Below are 16,268 nucleotides of genomic sequence, written 5' to 3'. Positions count from 1 at the left end.
GCTTGCACACCTGCGTGATCACGCCTTCACCAGTCCTTCGGCCGCCCTGGCCGCGTCTCCGCCGAGGGCCAGGTAGACGTCCTCCAGGCTGGGCGTGGCCAGCGTGAAGTCGTCCAGCGAGGAGAACGCCGCCCCGCCCGTCACCGCGGCGACCGCCGCCCGTGCCGCGTCGGGGCCGAGCCGCAGGACCCACCGGCGTCCCGACTCCTGGGCACACGCGCGCAGCGCCGCCACCTCGGGGACGTCCAGCGGCGCCCTCTCGCGCCACACCAGCTCGACCCGGACCTCTCCGGCCACCTGTTCCTTGAGCCCGCCGGGGGTGTCGCAGGCGATGACCCTGCCGCGTTCCATGACGGCGACCCGGTCCAGGACCGTCTCCGCCTCGATCACGTTGTGGGTCACGAGGAGCACCGTCACGCCGTGCTCGGCGCGCCGCCGGTCGACGGCGGACCACACCGCGCGCCGGGCGACGGGGTCCATGCCCGTCGTCGGCTCGTCCAGGACGAGGACGGGGCGCTCCCCGACCAGCGTGGCGGCGAAGCAGGCGAGCCGCCGCTGGCCGCCGGACAGCTTGTTCAGGGGCCGCCCGGCGAGTTCGGTCAGTCCCAGCTCCTCCAGCACGGCGTCACGGGCGGCCCGTGCCGCACGCACCGGCAGTCCTCTGAGCCGCCCGGTGGTCTCGGCGGCGAGGGACACGGTCAGCTCGTCGAGGGCGGTGGACTCCTGGCCGAGGTAACCGATGAGCCGTGCGGCCCGCTCGGGGTGGCGTACGAGGTCGTGTCCCAGCACCTCGACGCTGCCCGAGTCGGGGCGCATGAGTCCGGTGAGCTGGCGTACGAGCGTGGACTTGCCGGCGCCGTTGGGGCCGAGCAGGCCGAAGATCTCTCCCTGCCGCACGTCGAGGCTGACCCCGTCGGTGGCGCGCACCTCGGGGGTGGCGGCGCGTCCGCGCCGGCCGCGGACGGCGGGATAGGTCCTGACCAGATCACGCACCGCGCACACGGTCCCGGTCCCGCTCCGCGCCTGTGCTGTGCCCGTACTCACGAGGTACGAGAGTACGGGGTCGGATGCCCCGTATTGCGCCCGGGGCCGGGCGGCGGCGCCCGGCTACTCCGCCGCGGGGACGTGTTCGGCGGCCGTCCGGACGTCGATCTCGCGCCAGAAGCCCGCCCGGATGGCGTACCGGTCGTGCTCGTCGATCTGGTCGTCCTTGTGCGCGAGGAGCCCGAAGCGTGCCGCGTACCTCAGCAGTTCGCCGTCGATGCGGTGCGGGATGCGCGGGTACATGGTGGAGAGCTTCTGCAGGTGGACGGTCTCCGGCAGCCGTTCCATCCAGCGGCGGGCGAAGACCTGGCCCACCTCGAAGGGGTCGCCGCCGACGGTGGTGATGTCCTCCTCCCGGTCCGCCCAGCGCTGTTCGGCGCTGGTGAGCTGGGCCAGGGTCGGCAGGGAGGCCGTCTCGGCGGGTTCGCCGAGGGGGCCGCCGCGTTCCACCCAGCCCTTGTCGGACGACCAGCGCAGAGTGGCGTTGGGGGCGGCGGGCTGGGCGGGGGCCGGGGTGGCCTGGGAGCCGGGGGCGCGCAGGCCGGCCAGGTCCTTGGGGGTGGGGACGCCCTTGTGGTGGGTGGTGGGCCGGTCGGGCACGGTGTCCTCGCCCGAAGGTGCGACGGTGCCGTTGCGCGCGGCGGCCTGCGCCTCGGAGGCCCGCTCGGCCGAGGCGGCGAGGGCGGCCTCGGGCAGCGGCGCGGAGAGGATGGCGGCGATCTCGGGGCGCGGGACGGGCGTGGGGGCGCAGACGCCGCCGATGTCCTTGGCCCGGACCGCCCTGGTGATCCAGATCCGGTCGAGCACGCGTCGTTCGTCGGCCTCGGCGACCAGATCCTCGGACTGGTTGTAGTCGCCGTCGGCGGCCTGGACGGCCCACAGGTGGACGGCGACCCCGTGTTCCTTCGCCGACATGAGTCCGGGCAGCAGGTCGCCGTCGCCGGTGACGAGGACGACGTCCGAGCAGGCGCGGTTCCTGGCGAGTTCGGTGAGCTCGGCGTGCATGGCCGCGTCGACGCCCTTCTGCGCCCACCGTCCGTCACTGCGTGTGAGCGCCCCCAGCCGTACCGTCACCCGGGGCATCACGCGCAGCCGGCGGTGTTCGGGCTGCGGGACGCGGTCGGGGGCGCCGTCGAACCAGTAGATCCGGAGCAGGGGCTGCTCCGTGTCGGCCTCGGCCCGCTCACGCAGACCCTGGATCAGGGCGGCGTGGTCGACGGTGATACGGGAACGGGCGGGTTCTCCGGCCAGCAGGCTCGCGGCTGCGCCCAGCAGATAACCGGCGTCCACCAGGACGACGCAACGGTCCACGCGTTCCACCCTCTTCCAGGAATCGGGAGCTGCCCGGCGGACCCGGTCGTGGGGGGGGCGGGTCCGCCTGTTCGGGGTGCGCTCACTCAGGGTTTCCTTCGAGTCTGCCCGACGGCACCGACGTTCAGGTCCGGAACTCGATCATCGGCGTGGCGGATCAAGGAGGACGGCGCATGATACCCCGCCTACTACGCACCGTAATGATCCAACATGCGGCCTTTTCGGTGCTATGTGAGTCTGACAGCGGTCCTGGCCCCGAGATTCCCCGTAGGAGGCATCACCATGGCCAAGAACAAGAACCGTAAGCAGGGCAGCCAGCACGACCGCGCGTCCACCGCGGAGCGTGGCGCGGAGGAGGCCAGGTCGACGGCGTACGAGTCGCAGTCGCAGGCTCAGGGCAGCCCCGCCGACGTGGCACGCAAGCACCAGAAGCGCTTCGGCCACAACTGACCGGTTCACGGGCCGTCAGGCCGAGAGGGGCGCCCCGCCGGTGGCGGGGCGCCCCTCTCGCTCTCTTGCGGTACGGCGGTCAGCCGGCCAGGCAGGACGGGCCGAGCAGCACCTTCAGGTCGCCGAAGAGGGCCGGGTCGGGCTTGACCCGGTGGCGGTCGAGCCGGAGCACGGTGGTCTTGCGCGGGCCTTGGAGTCGGATCCGCACCTCGGTGTCGCCCCGGTGGCTGCTGAGGACCTCGCCGAGCCGGCTGACCATGGGCGGGGTGATCTTGACCGTGGGGATGGTGAGGACGACGGGGGCGTTGGTCCCGGCCGACGAGATGTCGGGGACCTGCATCTCCATGGCGACCAGGCGGGGGATGTCCTCGCGCTTGTCGAGGCGGCCCTTGACGAAGACGACGGTGTCCTCGACGAGCTGGGTGGAGACCAGCTGGTAGGTCGCGGGGAAGAACATGCACTCGATGGAGCCGGCGAGGTCCTCGACGGTGGCGATGGCCCAGGCGTTGCCCTGCTTGGTCATCTTGCGCTGGAGGCCGGAGATGATGCCGCCGACGGTGACGATGGCGCCGTCCGCGTGCTCGCCGCCGGTGAGCTGGGAGATCGCCGCGTCCGACTTGTCGGACAGCACGTGCTCCAGGCCGAAGAGCGGGTGGTCGGAGACGTACAGGCCGAGCATCTCGCGCTCCTGCGCGAGCAGGTAGGACTTCTCCCACTCGATGTCGGAGAACTCCACGTCCAGCCCGAACCCGGGCTCGGAGGCGCCGTCGTCCGGTTCGCCCATGCCGCCGAAGAGGTCGAACTGCCCCTCGGCCTCCTTGCGCTTGACCTGCACCACGTTGTCGATCATCGGCTCGTGGTGGGCGACGAGGCCCTTGCGGGTGTGGCCCATCTCGTCGAAGGCACCCGCCTTGATGAGCGATTCGACGGTGCGCTTGTTGCAGACGACCGCTTCGACCTTGTCGAGGAAGTCGGGGAACGAGGAGTACTTCCCCTTCGCCTTGCGGGACCGGATGATCGAGTCGACCACGTTCTGCCCGACGTTGCGGACGGCGGTCAGCCCGAAGAGGATCACGTCGTCGCCCTGGGCGGCGAAGTTCGACTCGGACTCGTTGACGTTCGGGGGGAGCACCTTGATGCCCATGCGGCGGCACTCGTTGAGGTAGACGGCCGACTTGTCCTTGTCGTCCTTGACGGAGGTCAGCAGCGCCGCCATGTACTCGGCCGGGTAGTTGGCCTTGAGGTAGGCGGTCCAGTAGGTGACCAGGCCGTACGCGGAGGAGTGAGCCTTGTTGAACGCGTATCCGGCGAACGGCACGAGGACGTCCCACAGGGCCTTGATCGCCGCGTCGGAGAAGCCGTTCTTCTTGGCGCCGGCCTCGAAGAGGACGAAGTTCTTCGCCAGCTCGTCGGCCTTCTTCTTACCCATCACGCGGCGCAGGATGTCGGCCTCGCCGAGCGAGTAGCCGGCGACGATCTGGGCGGCCTTCTGCACCTGCTCCTGGTACACGATCAGGCCGTAGGTGAGGCCGAGGACCTCCTTGAGGGGCTCCTCCAGCTCCGGGTGGATCGGGGTGATCTCCTGGCGGCCGTTCTTGCGCTCGGCGTAGTTCGTGTGCGAGTTCATGCCCATCGGGCCCGGCCGGTAGAGGGCCGAGACGGCGGAGATGTCCTCGAAGTTGTCGGGCTGCATCTGGCGCAGCAGCGAGCGCATCGGCCCACCGTCGAACTGGAACACCCCGAGCGTGTCACCGCGGCAGAGCAGCTCGTACGTCTTGGGGTCGTCCAGGGGCAGGGCGAGCATCTCCAGGTCGACGCCCTTGTTGGCCTTCACCATCTTGATGGCGTCGTCCATGATCGTCAGGTTGCGCAGGCCCAGGAAGTCCATCTTGAGCAGGCCGAGCGACTCGCACTGCGGGTAGTCCCACTGGGTGATGGTGACGCCGTCGGTGTGCCGCACCCAGACCGGGGCATGGTCGACGATGGGCTCGCTGGACATGATCACGCCGGCCGCGTGGACACCCATCTGCCTCACCAGGCCCTCGACGCCCTTCGCGGTGTCGATGACCTTCCGGACGTCCGGCTCGTTCTCGTACATCCCCCGGATCTCGCCGGCCTCGCTGTAGCGGGGGTGCTTCGGGTCGGTGATGCCACTGAGGTCGATGCCCTTGCCGAGGACGTCGGCGGGCATGGCCTTGGTGAGACGGTCGCCCATGGCGTACGGGTAGCCCAGGACGCGCGCGGAGTCCTTGATCGCGTTCTTGGCCTTGATCTTGCCGTAGGTGCCGATCATGGCGACCTTGTCGGCGCCGTACTTCTCGGTCACGTACCTGATCACTTCGACGCGCCTGCGCTCGTCGAAGTCGATGTCGACGTCGGGCATGGAGACGCGCTCGGGGTTGAGGAACCGCTCGAAGATCAGCCCGTGCGTGATCGGGTCGAGGTCGGTGATGCCCATGGCGTACGCGACGATCGAGCCGGCGGCCGAGCCGCGGCCGGGGCCCACCGCGATGCCGTTGTTCTTGGCCCACATGATGAAGTCGGCGACGACGAGGAAGTACCCGGGGAACCCCATCTGGATGATGATGTCCATCTCGTACTCGGCCTGCTTCTGCCGGTCCTCGGGGACGCCGCCCGGGTAGCGGCGGTCCATGCCGGCCCGGACCTCCTCCTGGAACCAGGTGACCTCGGTGTAGCCCTCCGGGATCTCGAACTTGGGCATCAGGTCGCGCTTCTCGAACATGCCCGCGGTGTCGATCTGCTCCGCGACCAGAAGGGTGTTGGCGCAGCCCTCCTGCCAGGCGTCCGAGGAGTCGACGCCGTACATCTCGTCCGTCGTCTTGAGGTAGTAGCCGGTGCCGTCGAAGCGGAAGCGGTCAGGGTCGGAGAGGTTCTTGCCGGTCTGGATGCAGAGCAGGGCGTCGTGGGCCGTCGCCTCGTGGGCGTACGTGTAGTGCGAGTCGTTCGTCACGAGCGGCGGGATGCCCAGTTTCCGCCCGATCTCCAGGAGCCCGTCGCGGACCCGGCGCTCGATCTCGATGCCGTGGTCCATGAGCTCCAGGAAGTACCGGCCCTCACCGAAGATGTCCTTGTAGTCCGAGGCCGCCTTGACGGCCTCGTCGAACTGTCCGAGCCGCAGCCGGGTCTGCACCTCGCCGGAGGGGCATCCGGTGGACGCGATGAGGCCCTCGGACCACTGGGCGATGGTCTCCTTGTCCATGCGCGGCCACTTCTGCAGCCAGCCCTCGGCGTACGCGTCGGAGGAGAGCCGGAAGAGGTTGTGCAGGCCGGTGCTGTTCGCCGCCCAGATCGTCTTGTGGGTGTAACCGCCGGAACCCGAGACGTCGTCGCGCTTCTGGTGCGGCTGTCCCCACTGGATCTTGCGCTTGTGCTTGCGGGACTCGGGGGCGACGTAGGCCTCGATGCCGATGATCGGCGTCACCCCGGCCTTCTTCGCCGAGTGGAAGAAGTCGTACGCCCCGTGGAGGTTGCCGTGGTCGGTCATCGCGATGTGCGACATGCCCATGTCGTTGCACGCCTCGAACATGTCCTTCAGCCGCGCGGCACCGTCCAGCAGTGAGTACTGGGTGTGGACGTGCAGGTGCGTGAAAGGCGGCTTGCTCACAGCGCTGTTCCTCCGGGGCGGTCTTCAGGGCGGTCTTCAGGGCGGTCTTCAGGGCGGCGCGAAGCGCCTCGACGAGGGGTGGTGGTCGGGCGACGGGTGAGGGGCGACGGTCAGGGGGGACAGCGTGGAAGTCTACGTCCTGGCGGTCACGGACGACGGGCACTCCGGGGTACGGTCGCGCGTTGGAACGTCCGGGACGGCCGTCCCATTTGTCATGAACGCCATGTAGCAGGAGGCACTCAGCGATGTCGGACACGCAGACCCGCGCGCAGGAGCGCGGGGAGCAGATTCTCGCCGTTTTCGACACCGCTTTCGGGGAGCTCCTGGCCGCCGACCCCGCCGCCTTCCAGGTGAAGTTCCGCAAGATGGCGGGCTCCGCCTTCGCCTTCTACCGCGGTTCCGCCGGGCTGTTCTACGCCGATCTGGAGCGGGAGCAGCACGCCGGCCCGTATCTGGACGAGCGCACGAGCAGGGTGTGGATCCACGGCGACCTGCACGCTGAGAACTTCGGCACGTACATGGACGCCAACGGCCGGCTGATCTTCAACGTCAACGACTTCGACGAGGCCTATGTGGGCCCGTTCACCTGGGATCTCAAGCGCTTCGCCGCCTCCGTCGCCCTGATCGGTTACGCGAAGGCGCTGAGCGACGACCAGATCGGCGAGCTGGTGCGGATCTACGCCGCCGCCTACCGTGAGCGCATCCACGCGCTGGCGACGGGGAAGGGGAGCAGCGCGACGGCGGAGCTGCCGCCCTTCACCCTGGACACCGCCGAGGGCCCGCTGCTCGGCGCTCTGCGGGCCGCGCGGTCGCTGACCCGGTTCGGGCTGCTCGACTCGATGACGGAGATCCGGGACTTCGAGCGCAGGTTCACCGCCGGCGGCGGTGCGATCGACCTGGACGCCGCGACGCGCTACAAGGTGCTCGCCGCCTTCGACGGCTATCTGGAGACGCTGCCGGAGTCGAGCCTGACCCGGCCCGACTCCTACCGTGTGAAGGACGTCGTCGGCCGCCGCGGGATCGGCATCGGCTCGGCGGGCCTGCCCTCGTACAACATCCTCCTGGAGGGCAACAGCGACGCCCTGGAGAACGACGTCGTGATCTACCTCAAGCAGGCGCAGACGCCCGCGGTCTCCCGCCACATCACGGACGCGGCCGTCCGGGAGTACTTCCGGCACGAGGGCCACCGCACGGTCATCTCGCAGCGCGCGCTGCAGGCGCACGCCGACCCGTGGCTGGGCTGGACCGAGCTGAACGGCACCGGTCAGCTGGTCGCGGAGGTCTCGCCGTACGCGGTGGACCTGGACTGGTCCGACATAGACGAGCCGGAGGAGATCGCCGCGGTCGTGGCCGACCTGGGCCGGGCGACGGCGACGATGCACTCGGCGGCCGACGACGAGAGCGGGCACTCCCTGGTGCCCTTCTCCACGGAACGCGCGATCGACGCGGCGATCGCGGCGGACGAGCAGGGCTTCGCGGAGCTGCTGGTCGACTTCGCCCACGGCTACGGCGCCCGGGCCCGCGCGGACCACCAGATCTTCGTGGACCTCTTCCGCAACGGCCGTATCCCGGGGCTTTAGGACAGCACGACCGGGTCCTCAGGGCTCGCTTACAGGAAGCCATGGCACACTCTGCGGCGATGGACGTATCAGGGACGCAGATCAGGGCGGTACGCGCGGCGGTGTTCACCGCCCTCGTCGTCACGCTCTCCTCGGCGTCCCATGTGCTGCTCTCCCGGGTCCCGCTGCCCCTGACGGCGGTCGCGCTGCTGGCCGGTGCCGTGTTCGCCGCGGCCTTCGCGCTGGCCGGCCGCGAGCGCGGGTTCGGAGCGATCGCCGGACTGCTCGTTCCGCTGGAACTGGCGGCCGACACGGTGTTCACCACCGGGCAGCACCTCTGCTACGGGGCGGCGGGCGGGCCGATCGCGGGTCCGCTGCGCTCCGTGGGCGTGGACGTGCTCTGCGGCGGCGAAGCGGGTACGGGCTCCGACCGGCTCGCCGGGGTCGCCGCGGTGGGCACCCCGCTGGCCGGGGTGACCGGGGCCGGCGACCGTGCCGCCGCCCTGCTGGCCTCACCCGGCCCTGCCGTCCCGTGGCTGCTCCTGGCCACACACGTGACGGTGGGCCTGCTGGCCGCGGCCTGGCTGCGGCACGGCGAGTCCGCTCTGGCGGGGCTGCTGCGCGCGGCGGCCGCCGTCGCCTTCCGGCCGCTGCTGACCGCGGTCGCCGTGGTGGACACCGCCCGGCTCCGGGTGCGGAGGGGCCCCCGCAGCACGGGGCGGCCCCTCCCGCTCTTCCCTGCCCGGCTCCTCGTGCACTGTGTGGGACGGAGAGGACCTCCCGGCTCGGCCCGCGCCACCGCCTGAGCATCCGGAGATTCCCGAGCCACCCCACATACGGAGCAGTCCCATGAGCAAGCGCAACAGCCAGGCCAGCAAGTCCGCCGCCCGCGAGCGGCTGCGCCAGGAACGCGAGCGGCAGGCCAAGAAGGACAAGGTACGCAAGCAGGTCGTCGTCGGCGTCTCGGTGGTCGCCGTTCTCGCGATCGCGGGCGCCGTCAGCTACGGCGTGATGCAGCTGAACAAGCCCTCCGCCTGGGAGGCCGCCGCCGACGCGAAGAACGTCACCGCCCCGGAGAACACCTCCGGTGACGACGGCACGACCGTCGTGATCGGCAAGGCGAGCGCCAAGAAGACCCTGGAGCTGTACGAGGACTCCCGCTGTCCGATCTGCGCCACGTTCGAGCAGAACGTCGGCGAGACGGTCGCCAAGGACGTCGAGGCCGGCAAGTACAAGATCAAGTATGTCGGCGCGACCTTCATCGACAACTCCGACAGCGGTGAGGGCTCCAAGAACGCCCTGAGCGCGCTGGGCGCGGCGCTCGACGTCAGCCCTGAGGCCTTCATGGACTACAAGGCCGCGCTGTACTCCGCGAAGTACCACCCCGAGGAGACGGACGACAAGTTCGCCAAGGACAGCTTCCTGATCGAGGTCGCGGACTCCGTGGACGCGCTGAAGGGCAACGCGGCGTTCAAGAAGGACGTCGAGGACGGTACGTACGACGCCTGGGCGATCAAGATGTCCAAGGCCTTCGACAAGAGCGGCGTCCAGGGCACGCCCACGCTGAAGATGGACGGCAAGACCGTCACCGCCGAGGGCAGCAAGAACGCCCCGATGACGGTGGCCGAATTCGACGCCGCGATCTCCAAGGCCCTGAAGGGCTGACGGAGGGGAGCGGGGCGGGCACCGGGGCGACGGCCCCGGTGCCCGAGGCAGGGCAGGCGGGCGAACCTTCGGGTTCGCCCGTCTCTCTGTTCGGTCAGCGGACGGGGAGGGGCCCCTGCCGGACAGCGACGTGGCCGAACGTCGACGTGGCCGGCCGGCGTGGCGGCCGAAGAAACCCCTCCGCACCCGGCCGACATACGGACCGCAAGGGCGCCGCCGCCACCACGCCCGGCGCCTTAGCGCACGCGCCGCCACCGTCTGCGTCCGCACCGGCAACGCGATTGCGGGCATGACCTGGAAGAACGCGGCGGGGAACCCAATCCGCAATCCGCCGTGGGCAGCAGAGCGCACGGGGCGCAAACGGCAGGCACCCTCAGCACGTCACCGATCATTTCCAGCCATGCGTCACTCCGTTAACACGGTGACACGCCGTCATGTCGGACGGCGTCTCCTGGATTCCGTATGGGGACACATCGCCCGCGAAAGTGGCTCCCTGCATGACGTTCTCCTCTCACCCCCGGGGTGGCTCCGGAGGTTTTCCCGGCATTGCCCCGGTACGCACCAGCATTGATTGGGCTTGATCAATTCTCTTCAAGCGGTGACATGCGCACGTAATCTCCGGGCGGCGGGTGAGGAAGTACCTCCCCCACATGTCCGCGAGGAGTCACCGTGCGCGCTCTTGTACGCATATCGCCCCGTCTGCGCCGTTCCGTCCTGAGCACGGCCGTGCTGGCCGGAACCCTGGCCCTGACTCCGCTCTCCACGGCGCCGGGGAGCGCGGTCGCGGCGGCACCCTCCGCCGAGAAGTGCGCCGAGTCCCCCACGAGCGCGACGGCGCGTGAGGCCCGCCCCGGCGGGTCCGACCACGCAGCCGAGCCCAACGAGGTCAGCGCCGCCAAGGCCAAGGCCATGGACGCGGACCTCAGGAAGCGGCTCGCGGACCGAAGAGTGAACGGTTCTGCGCTCGCCGCGGGCGCGACCGTCCCGGTCTACTTCCACGTGATCCACGACGGGACCACGGGCAAGCTGACCTCGACGCAGGTCAGCAACCAGCTCAGCGTGCTCAACGCCGCCTACAGCGGCCAGGGCACCGGCAACACCGACTCCGGCTTCCGCTTCACCCTCGCCGGCACGGACTACACGGACAACGCCACCTGGTACAACCTGAGCTCCGGCTCGACCGCCGAGAAGGCGATGAAGTCGACGCTGCGCAAGGGTGGCGCGGGGGCGCTCAACGTCTACACCGCCAACCTGGGCGGCGGCCTCCTGGGCTGGGCCACCTTCCCGAGCTCCTACACGTCCAGCCCGTCGATGGACGGCGTGGTCATCCTCGACGCGTCGCTGCCGGGCGGAACGGCGACCAACTACGCCGAGGGCGACACCGCCACCCACGAGGTCGGCCACTGGATGGGCCTCTACCACACCTTCCAGGGCGGCTGCACCGGCAACGGCGACTACGTCACCGACACCCCGGCCGAGAAGAGCGCCGCCTACCAGTGCCCCACCGGCCGTGACACCTGCACCACCAAGACCGGCGTGGACCCGATCCACAACTTCATGGACTACACGTACGACGCGTGCATGTACCAGTTCACCGCGGGCCAGGTGCAGCGCATGGCTGACAGCTGGACCGCCTACCGGGCCGGCTGACCCCGCCCGCACAGAGTCGCGGGGGCCCCGCACCGGACCGGCCGGTGCGGGGCCCCCGCGCGGCTACAACGTGGCGAGGAACCCGAGCGCGACCTTCCAGGCCAGCTCGGCCGAGTCCTCGTCGTAGTCGGGCAGCTCAGGGTCGGTGAACAGGTGCCCGGCCCCCCGGTAGCGGTACACCTCGACGTCCGCGCCCGTCCGCTGCATCTGGAGGTACCAGCTGTTCAGCCAGTCGTGCGACTCGAACGGATCCGGGTCGGCGACGTGCAGCTGCACGGGCAGTTCGTCCACCGTCGCGCTCTCGGCGATGTCCGAGGTGCCGTGGAGCAGCAGCAGCCCGCGCGCCTTCGCGTCGCCGAGCGCCAACGTCTGCGCCACCGACGCCCCCAGCGAGAATCCCGCGTACACGAGGCCCTGGTCGGAGAAGGGCGCGGCGGCCAGCACGGCCCGCCTGAGCAGCTCTTCCTTGCCCACCTGCTCCTTGAAGGCCATTCCCTCCTCGACCGTGTCGAAGGTGTGCCCTTCGAAGAGATCGGGCACGCGCACCTCGTGCCCGGCCGCACGCAGCCGGTCGGCAGCCGCGTGCACGGCGGGCCGCAGACCGTAGGTCGAGTGGAAAAGCATGATGTTCATGCGTCCCATGGTGCCAGCTGTGCCCCGACGCTTGGAGGACGAAGGAATGGAGAACGTACTGCGACCGCTGCTGGTGGTCGGCGGATCGCTGGCGGTCACCCTGGTGCTGGGATGGCTGGTGGACCTGCTGCTGCGCAGAGCCGACGACCGGCACCACGACACCCCCCTGTGGGGACTCCTGCGGCGCTGCCGGCCGCCGCTGCAGGTGGTGCTCTGTACGGCGATGCTGCGGGCCAGCTTCGGCCAGATACGGCTCGCCGCCGTGCGCGACCACCGGGACGCCATCGGCCAGGTCCTGACCCTCGTGCTGATCGCGGCGTCCGCCTGGCTGGTGGTACGGGTCGCCGCCACCGTCGTGGAGTCCTCGTACGCCCGCTACGCGGCGGCCACCCGGGACGCGGCCCGGGTGCGCCGGGTCCGTACACAGGTCGCGCTCATCCAGCGCGTGGTCACCGCCGTCGTCACCACCGTCGCGATCGCCGCGATGCTGCTGACCTTCCCGGCGATGCGGACGGTCGGCACCTCGATGCTGGCCTCAGCCGGTGTGCTCGGCATCGTCGCCGGTGTGGCCGCCCAGTCGACCCTGGGCAATCTCTTCGCCGGGTTCCAGATCGCCTTCGGCGACATGGTCCGCCTCGGTGACACGGTGGTCGTGGACGGCGAGTGGGGCACCGTGGACGAGATCACGTTGACCTTCCTGACGGTGCGCACCTGGGACGAGCGGCGGATCACGATGCCCGTGTCGTACTTCACCAGCAAGCCCTTCGAGAACTGGTCGCGCGGCGGGGCGCAGATGTCCGGCACGGTCTTCTTCCAGCTCGACCACTCGGCGCCCATCGCCGCCATGCGCGACCAGTTGCGCGAGATCCTCGGCGAGTGCGCCGCCTGGGACGGCCGCGACTGGTCGCTGGCCGTGACCGGCACCACCACGTCGACGATCGAGGTGCGCGCGGTGGTCACCGCGAAGGACGCCGACGACATCTGGACCGTGCGGTGCGCCGTACGCGAGCAGCTGATCGGCTGGCTCCGCGACCACCACCCGTACGCCCTGCCGCGGGTCGTGACGTCCCCTGCGCCACTCCCGCCGGGCGACCGGTGGCCGGGACTCGCCGCCGCGGAGGACGCTCGGATCCCGGCCCCGGGCAGCGCCGCCGCACCCCGCACCGGCCGTGGCTGACCCCCACCGGACGGCGGGACGGCTCAGCGCAGGCTCCGCACGTCCAGATACCGCAGGACCCTGTCGACCACCTCGGGGTCCGATCCCGGCTCGCTGCGCGCGGCGAGCACCTCGTGCCGGGCGGCCGAGAGCATCTCGCGCTGGACCCGGTTCACCGCCCTGAACCGCTCGGCGCGCTGCGCGTAGGCCTCGCGCCGCTCCTCGTCGACCATGTCGGGGCTGATCCGCGCCCCGATGTCGTACGCGGCGCGCTGCAGCCTCTCCAGCACCTCCTCGGGAAAGTCCTCGCCGGCCTGGACCTCCTTGAGCCGCTGCTTGGCGGCCTGGGCCGCGCGGACCGCGAGGTCGTGCTCCAGCGCCTGCTCGGCCTTGGTGTCCGCCCTGACCCCGAGCCTGCGCACGAGCCAGGGCAGGGTCAGGCCCTGCAGGACGAGGGTGGCCATGATGACGGAGAAGGCGATGAAGACGATCTCGTCGCGGCCGGGGAAGGGCTTGCCGTCGTCCGTCCGCAGCGGGATGGCGAGGGCCAGCGCGACGGAGGCCACCCCGCGCATCCCGGCCCACCACATGACGACGGTCTCCCGCCAGCTGGTGGGGATCTCCTCGCTGTAGTCACGGCGGGTGTGCAGCCGCTTGGCCAGCCAGGTCGCGGGCAGCAGCCAGAGGAGCCGTACGCCGACGACGACCGCGACGATCGCCAGGCCCCAGCCCAGCAGCCGGAACTCGCGTCCGTCGGCGGTGCCGAAGACGCTGTGGAGTTCGAGGCCGATCAGGCCGAAGGCCACACCGGTGACCAGCGTGTCGACGATGTTCCAGAAGGACCGGCCGGTGAGGCGGCCGAGGACGTCGTCGGCGTCCGCCGTGTGTTCGGCGAGGAAGAGGGCCGTGGTGAGGACGGCGAGCACGCCCGAGCCCTTCAGCTCCTCGGCGAGCACGTAGCTCACGAAGGGCACGAGCAGGCTCAGGCCGACCTGGAGGGTGGCGTCGCCCAGGAGTCCCATCAGCTTGATGGTGAGCCAGCCCAGCACCAGGCCGACCACCACCGCGACGACCGCGGAGAGGAGGAGCAGGCCGAACGCCGCAGGCAGGGAGAAGGTCCCGCTCACGGCGGCGGCGACCGCCACGTGGTAGAGCACGATGGCCGTGACGTCGTTGAACAGGCCCTCGCCCTCCAGGATCGAGACGAGCCTGCGCGGCAGACCGAGGGAGCCCGCCACAGCCGTCGCCGCGACCGGGTCGGGCGGGGCCACGAGCGCGCCCAGGGCGACGGCGGCGGCGATGGGCAGCCCGGGGACGATCGCGTCGGCGACGGCGGCGACGGCCGCGGTCGTGACGAAGACGAGGGCCACCGCCAGCAGGAAGATGGGCCGCTTGTTGGCGGCGAACTGCCGCCACGAGGTGCGCTGCACGGAGGCGTAGAGCAGCGGGGGCAGCAGGGCGGGAAGGATGATCTCCGGCGGGATGTTCACGTCGGGGACGAAGCTGGCGAACGCCATGCCGATCCCGGCGAGCGTCATCAGCACCGGCGCGGGCAGGCCCAGCCGCTCCCCCAGCGGCACCGTGACCACCGCTCCGAGCAGGAGCAGGAGCAGCAGTGCCAGTTGGTCCACGGTGTGCCTTTCGCAGCGAGACGAGCCCCGGGGGCCCGTCGCTCAGCCGATCAGGCCATCAAGCGTGCCATGCCGGGGGCCGCGGACCGCGCGGCCCCCCGTGGCGCCGCCCGGGGGGAGGGTGCGGCGCATGGCCCGGTGCGGCATCCCCGCGTCGGGGAACTCGGGGCCGTACGCGACGTAGCCGAGCCGTTCGTAGAAGCCGAGCGCGTGCGTCTGGGCGTGCAGGTCGACGCCCGTCAGCCCCAGGAGGCGGGCCTCCTGCTCGATCGTGCGGACGAGCGCGGCCCCGACGCCGAGGCCGCGGGCCTCGCGGGTCACCGCGAGCCTGCCGAGCGATCCGACCGCGGGGTCGCTGCCGGTCCTGTCCGCCGCCGCCGCGCCGTGCAGCAGCCGTCCCGTACCGAGCGCCGAGCCGTCGGCGGCGACGGCCAGGACGTGCACCGCCGTGGCGTCGTGGGCGTCGTACTCGATCTCCTCGGGCACCTGCTGCTCCCCGACGAAGACCTGCTTGCGGATCCGGAAGCAGGCCTCGAGATCACTGTCGCCGACAGCGCGGCGAGTGCGGTACGGGGCCTGCCCGGGGTTCATTCGCTCTCCGCCGCGATGGTGTCGAGGGCGTGCTGGAGGTCGTCCGGGTAGGTGCTGGAGAACTCCACCCAGCCGCCGTCCGCGGGGTGCTCGAAGCCGAGGCGGACCGCGTGGAGCCACTGCCGGGTCAGGCCGAGGCGCTTGGCCATCGTGGGGTCGGCGCCGTAGGTCAGGTCGCCCGCGCAGGGGTGGCGGTGGGCGGACATGTGCACCCGGATCTGGTGGGTGCGGCCCGTCTCCAGCTTGATGTCGAGCAGGCTGGCCGCACGGTAGGCCTCGATGAGGTCGTAGTGCGTCACGGAGGGCTTGCCCTCGGCGGTGACGGCCCACTTGTAGTCGTGCTGCGGGTGGCGCCCGATAGGAGCGTCGATGGTGCCGCTCATCGGGTCGGGGTGGCCCTGCACCAGGGCGTGGTACTTCTTCTCGACGACCCGGTCGCGGAACTGGGCCTTGAGCAGGGTGTAGGCCCGCTCGGACTTGGCGACGACCATCAGGCCGGAGGTGCCGACGTCCAGCCGGTGCACGATGCCCTGGCGCTCGGCGGCGCCCGAGGTCGAGATCCGGTAGCCGGCCGCCGCCAGACCGCCGATGACAGTGGTGCCGGTCCACCCGGGGCTGGGGTGGGCGGCGACGCCGACCGGCTTCATGATGACGACGATGTCGTCGTCGTCATGCACGATCTCCATGCCCTCGACGGGTTCGGCGACGACCCGGACGGGAGCGGGCGCCTGCGGCATCTCCACTTCCAGCCAGGCACCGCCGTGCACCCGCTCCGACTTCCCGGCCACCGCGCCGTCCACCTGGACCTTCCCCGCGGCGGCCAGCTCGGCGGCCTTGGTGCGGGAGAAACCGAACATCCGGGAGATGGCGGCGTCGACACGCTCACCCTCCAGGCCGTCGGGTACGGGCAGGGTGCGGACCTCGGGATACGTACTCACCTGTCGAGTATGCCT

General features: G+C 70.7%; 13 protein-coding genes. 6 read left to right on the top strand and 7 right to left on the bottom strand.

Going from position 1 to position 16,268, the window contains the following annotated elements; all coding sequences use genetic code 11:
• Positions 1 to 18 precede the first annotated feature (18 nt).
• Both ACH4VO_RS19885 and ACH4VO_RS19880 read right to left on the bottom strand, forming a co-directional pair.
• Positions 19 to 1,002, bottom strand: coding sequence for an ABC transporter ATP-binding protein (locus ACH4VO_RS19885; protein WP_360996219.1), 984 nt, complete (start codon positions 1,000 to 1,002; stop codon positions 19 to 21).
• Positions 1,003 to 1,107: 105 nt separating this feature from the next.
• Positions 1,108 to 2,364 (bottom strand): NYN domain-containing protein, encoded by a 1,257-nt coding sequence (locus tag ACH4VO_RS19880; protein WP_360996053.1) that lies wholly within the window; start codon positions 2,362 to 2,364, stop codon positions 1,108 to 1,110.
• A gap of 273 nt (positions 2,365 to 2,637) precedes the next feature.
• Between ACH4VO_RS19880 and ACH4VO_RS19875 the strand changes: the two genes are divergently transcribed.
• Positions 2,638 to 2,805, top strand: a complete 168-nt coding sequence (locus ACH4VO_RS19875) for a hypothetical protein (RefSeq protein WP_360996050.1) — start codon at positions 2,638 to 2,640, stop codon at positions 2,803 to 2,805.
• A gap of 79 nt (positions 2,806 to 2,884) precedes the next feature.
• Here ACH4VO_RS19875 and dnaE read toward each other — a convergent pair whose 3' ends face one another.
• Positions 2,885 to 6,430 (bottom strand): DNA polymerase III subunit alpha, encoded by a 3,546-nt coding sequence (gene dnaE / locus ACH4VO_RS19870; protein WP_360992561.1) that lies wholly within the window; start codon positions 6,428 to 6,430, stop codon positions 2,885 to 2,887.
• 245 nt (positions 6,431 to 6,675) lie between these two features.
• Here dnaE and ACH4VO_RS19865 point away from each other — a divergent pair, with 245 nt between their 5' ends.
• The 4 genes from ACH4VO_RS19865 to ACH4VO_RS19850 all read left to right on the top strand — a co-directional run bounded on the left by ACH4VO_RS19865 (position 6,676) and on the right by ACH4VO_RS19850 (position 11,304).
• The gene (locus ACH4VO_RS19865; protein ID WP_360992563.1) at positions 6,676 to 8,010 is read left to right on the top strand and encodes a DUF2252 domain-containing protein; all 1,335 of its coding nucleotides are present in this window, start codon (positions 6,676 to 6,678) and stop codon (positions 8,008 to 8,010) included.
• Positions 8,011 to 8,069: 59 nt separating this feature from the next.
• Positions 8,070 to 8,795, top strand: a complete 726-nt coding sequence (locus ACH4VO_RS19860; protein WP_360992936.1) for a hypothetical protein — start codon at positions 8,070 to 8,072, stop codon at positions 8,793 to 8,795.
• Positions 8,796 to 8,838: 43 nt separating this feature from the next.
• Positions 8,839 to 9,654, top strand: a complete 816-nt coding sequence (locus ACH4VO_RS19855; RefSeq protein ID WP_360992566.1) for a DsbA family protein — start codon at positions 8,839 to 8,841, stop codon at positions 9,652 to 9,654.
• 669 nt (positions 9,655 to 10,323) lie between these two features.
• Complete coding sequence (locus ACH4VO_RS19850) at positions 10,324 to 11,304, top strand: zinc metalloprotease (RefSeq protein ID WP_360992569.1); 981 nt, start codon at positions 10,324 to 10,326, stop codon at positions 11,302 to 11,304.
• A gap of 63 nt (positions 11,305 to 11,367) precedes the next feature.
• On the opposite strand, the gene ACH4VO_RS19845 is transcribed toward ACH4VO_RS19850, so the two are convergent.
• Positions 11,368 to 11,946, bottom strand: coding sequence for a dienelactone hydrolase family protein (locus tag ACH4VO_RS19845; protein ID WP_360992571.1), 579 nt, complete (start codon positions 11,944 to 11,946; stop codon positions 11,368 to 11,370).
• A 37-nt stretch (positions 11,947 to 11,983) separates the two neighbouring features.
• Between ACH4VO_RS19845 and ACH4VO_RS19840 the strand changes: the two genes are divergently transcribed.
• The gene (locus ACH4VO_RS19840) at positions 11,984 to 13,114 is read left to right on the top strand and encodes a mechanosensitive ion channel domain-containing protein (protein WP_360992574.1); all 1,131 of its coding nucleotides are present in this window, start codon (positions 11,984 to 11,986) and stop codon (positions 13,112 to 13,114) included.
• A gap of 23 nt (positions 13,115 to 13,137) precedes the next feature.
• Here ACH4VO_RS19840 and ACH4VO_RS19835 read toward each other — a convergent pair whose 3' ends face one another.
• Genes ACH4VO_RS19835 through ACH4VO_RS19825 form a run of 3 tightly spaced genes read right to left on the bottom strand, consistent with a single transcriptional unit; the run spans position 13,138 to position 16,253 of the window.
• On the bottom strand, positions 13,138 to 14,724 hold the full coding sequence (locus ACH4VO_RS19835) for a Na+/H+ antiporter (protein WP_360992577.1): 1,587 nt from the start codon (positions 14,722 to 14,724) through the stop codon (positions 13,138 to 13,140).
• Positions 14,725 to 14,766: 42 nt separating this feature from the next.
• Positions 14,767 to 15,315 (bottom strand): GNAT family N-acetyltransferase, encoded by a 549-nt coding sequence (locus ACH4VO_RS19830; RefSeq protein ID WP_360992580.1) that lies wholly within the window; start codon positions 15,313 to 15,315, stop codon positions 14,767 to 14,769.
• On the bottom strand, positions 15,312 to 16,253 hold the full coding sequence (locus ACH4VO_RS19825; protein ID WP_360992583.1) for an RluA family pseudouridine synthase: 942 nt from the start codon (positions 16,251 to 16,253) through the stop codon (positions 15,312 to 15,314). Before ACH4VO_RS19825 ends, ACH4VO_RS19830 begins: the two co-directional genes overlap by 4 nt.
• Between the last annotated feature and the right edge of the window lie 15 nt (positions 16,254 to 16,268).

Source organism: Streptomyces sp. NPDC020780, from assembly GCF_044334475.1.
Taxonomy (GTDB): domain Bacteria; phylum Actinomycetota; class Actinomycetes; order Streptomycetales; family Streptomycetaceae; genus Streptomyces.
This window is presented reverse-complemented; position numbering and strand designations above follow the sequence as displayed.

Excerpts from the sequence above, each read along its gene's own strand:
- ACH4VO_RS19875 (WP_360996050.1), top strand. The coding sequence starts at position 2,638 with ATGGCCAAGAACAAGAACCGTAAGCAGGGCAGCCAGCACGACCGCGCG.
- ACH4VO_RS19865 (WP_360992563.1), top strand. The coding sequence starts at position 6,676 with ATGTCGGACACGCAGACCCGCGCGCAGGAGCGCGGGGAGCAGATTCTC.
- ACH4VO_RS19860 (WP_360992936.1), top strand. The coding sequence starts at position 8,070 with ATGGACGTATCAGGGACGCAGATCAGGGCGGTACGCGCGGCGGTGTTC.
- ACH4VO_RS19855 (WP_360992566.1), top strand. The coding sequence starts at position 8,839 with ATGAGCAAGCGCAACAGCCAGGCCAGCAAGTCCGCCGCCCGCGAGCGG.
- ACH4VO_RS19845 (WP_360992571.1), bottom strand. The coding sequence starts at position 11,946 with ATGGGACGCATGAACATCATGCTTTTCCACTCGACCTACGGTCTGCGG.
- ACH4VO_RS19840 (WP_360992574.1), top strand. The coding sequence starts at position 11,984 with ATGGAGAACGTACTGCGACCGCTGCTGGTGGTCGGCGGATCGCTGGCG.
- ACH4VO_RS19830 (WP_360992580.1), bottom strand. The coding sequence starts at position 15,315 with ATGAACCCCGGGCAGGCCCCGTACCGCACTCGCCGCGCTGTCGGCGAC.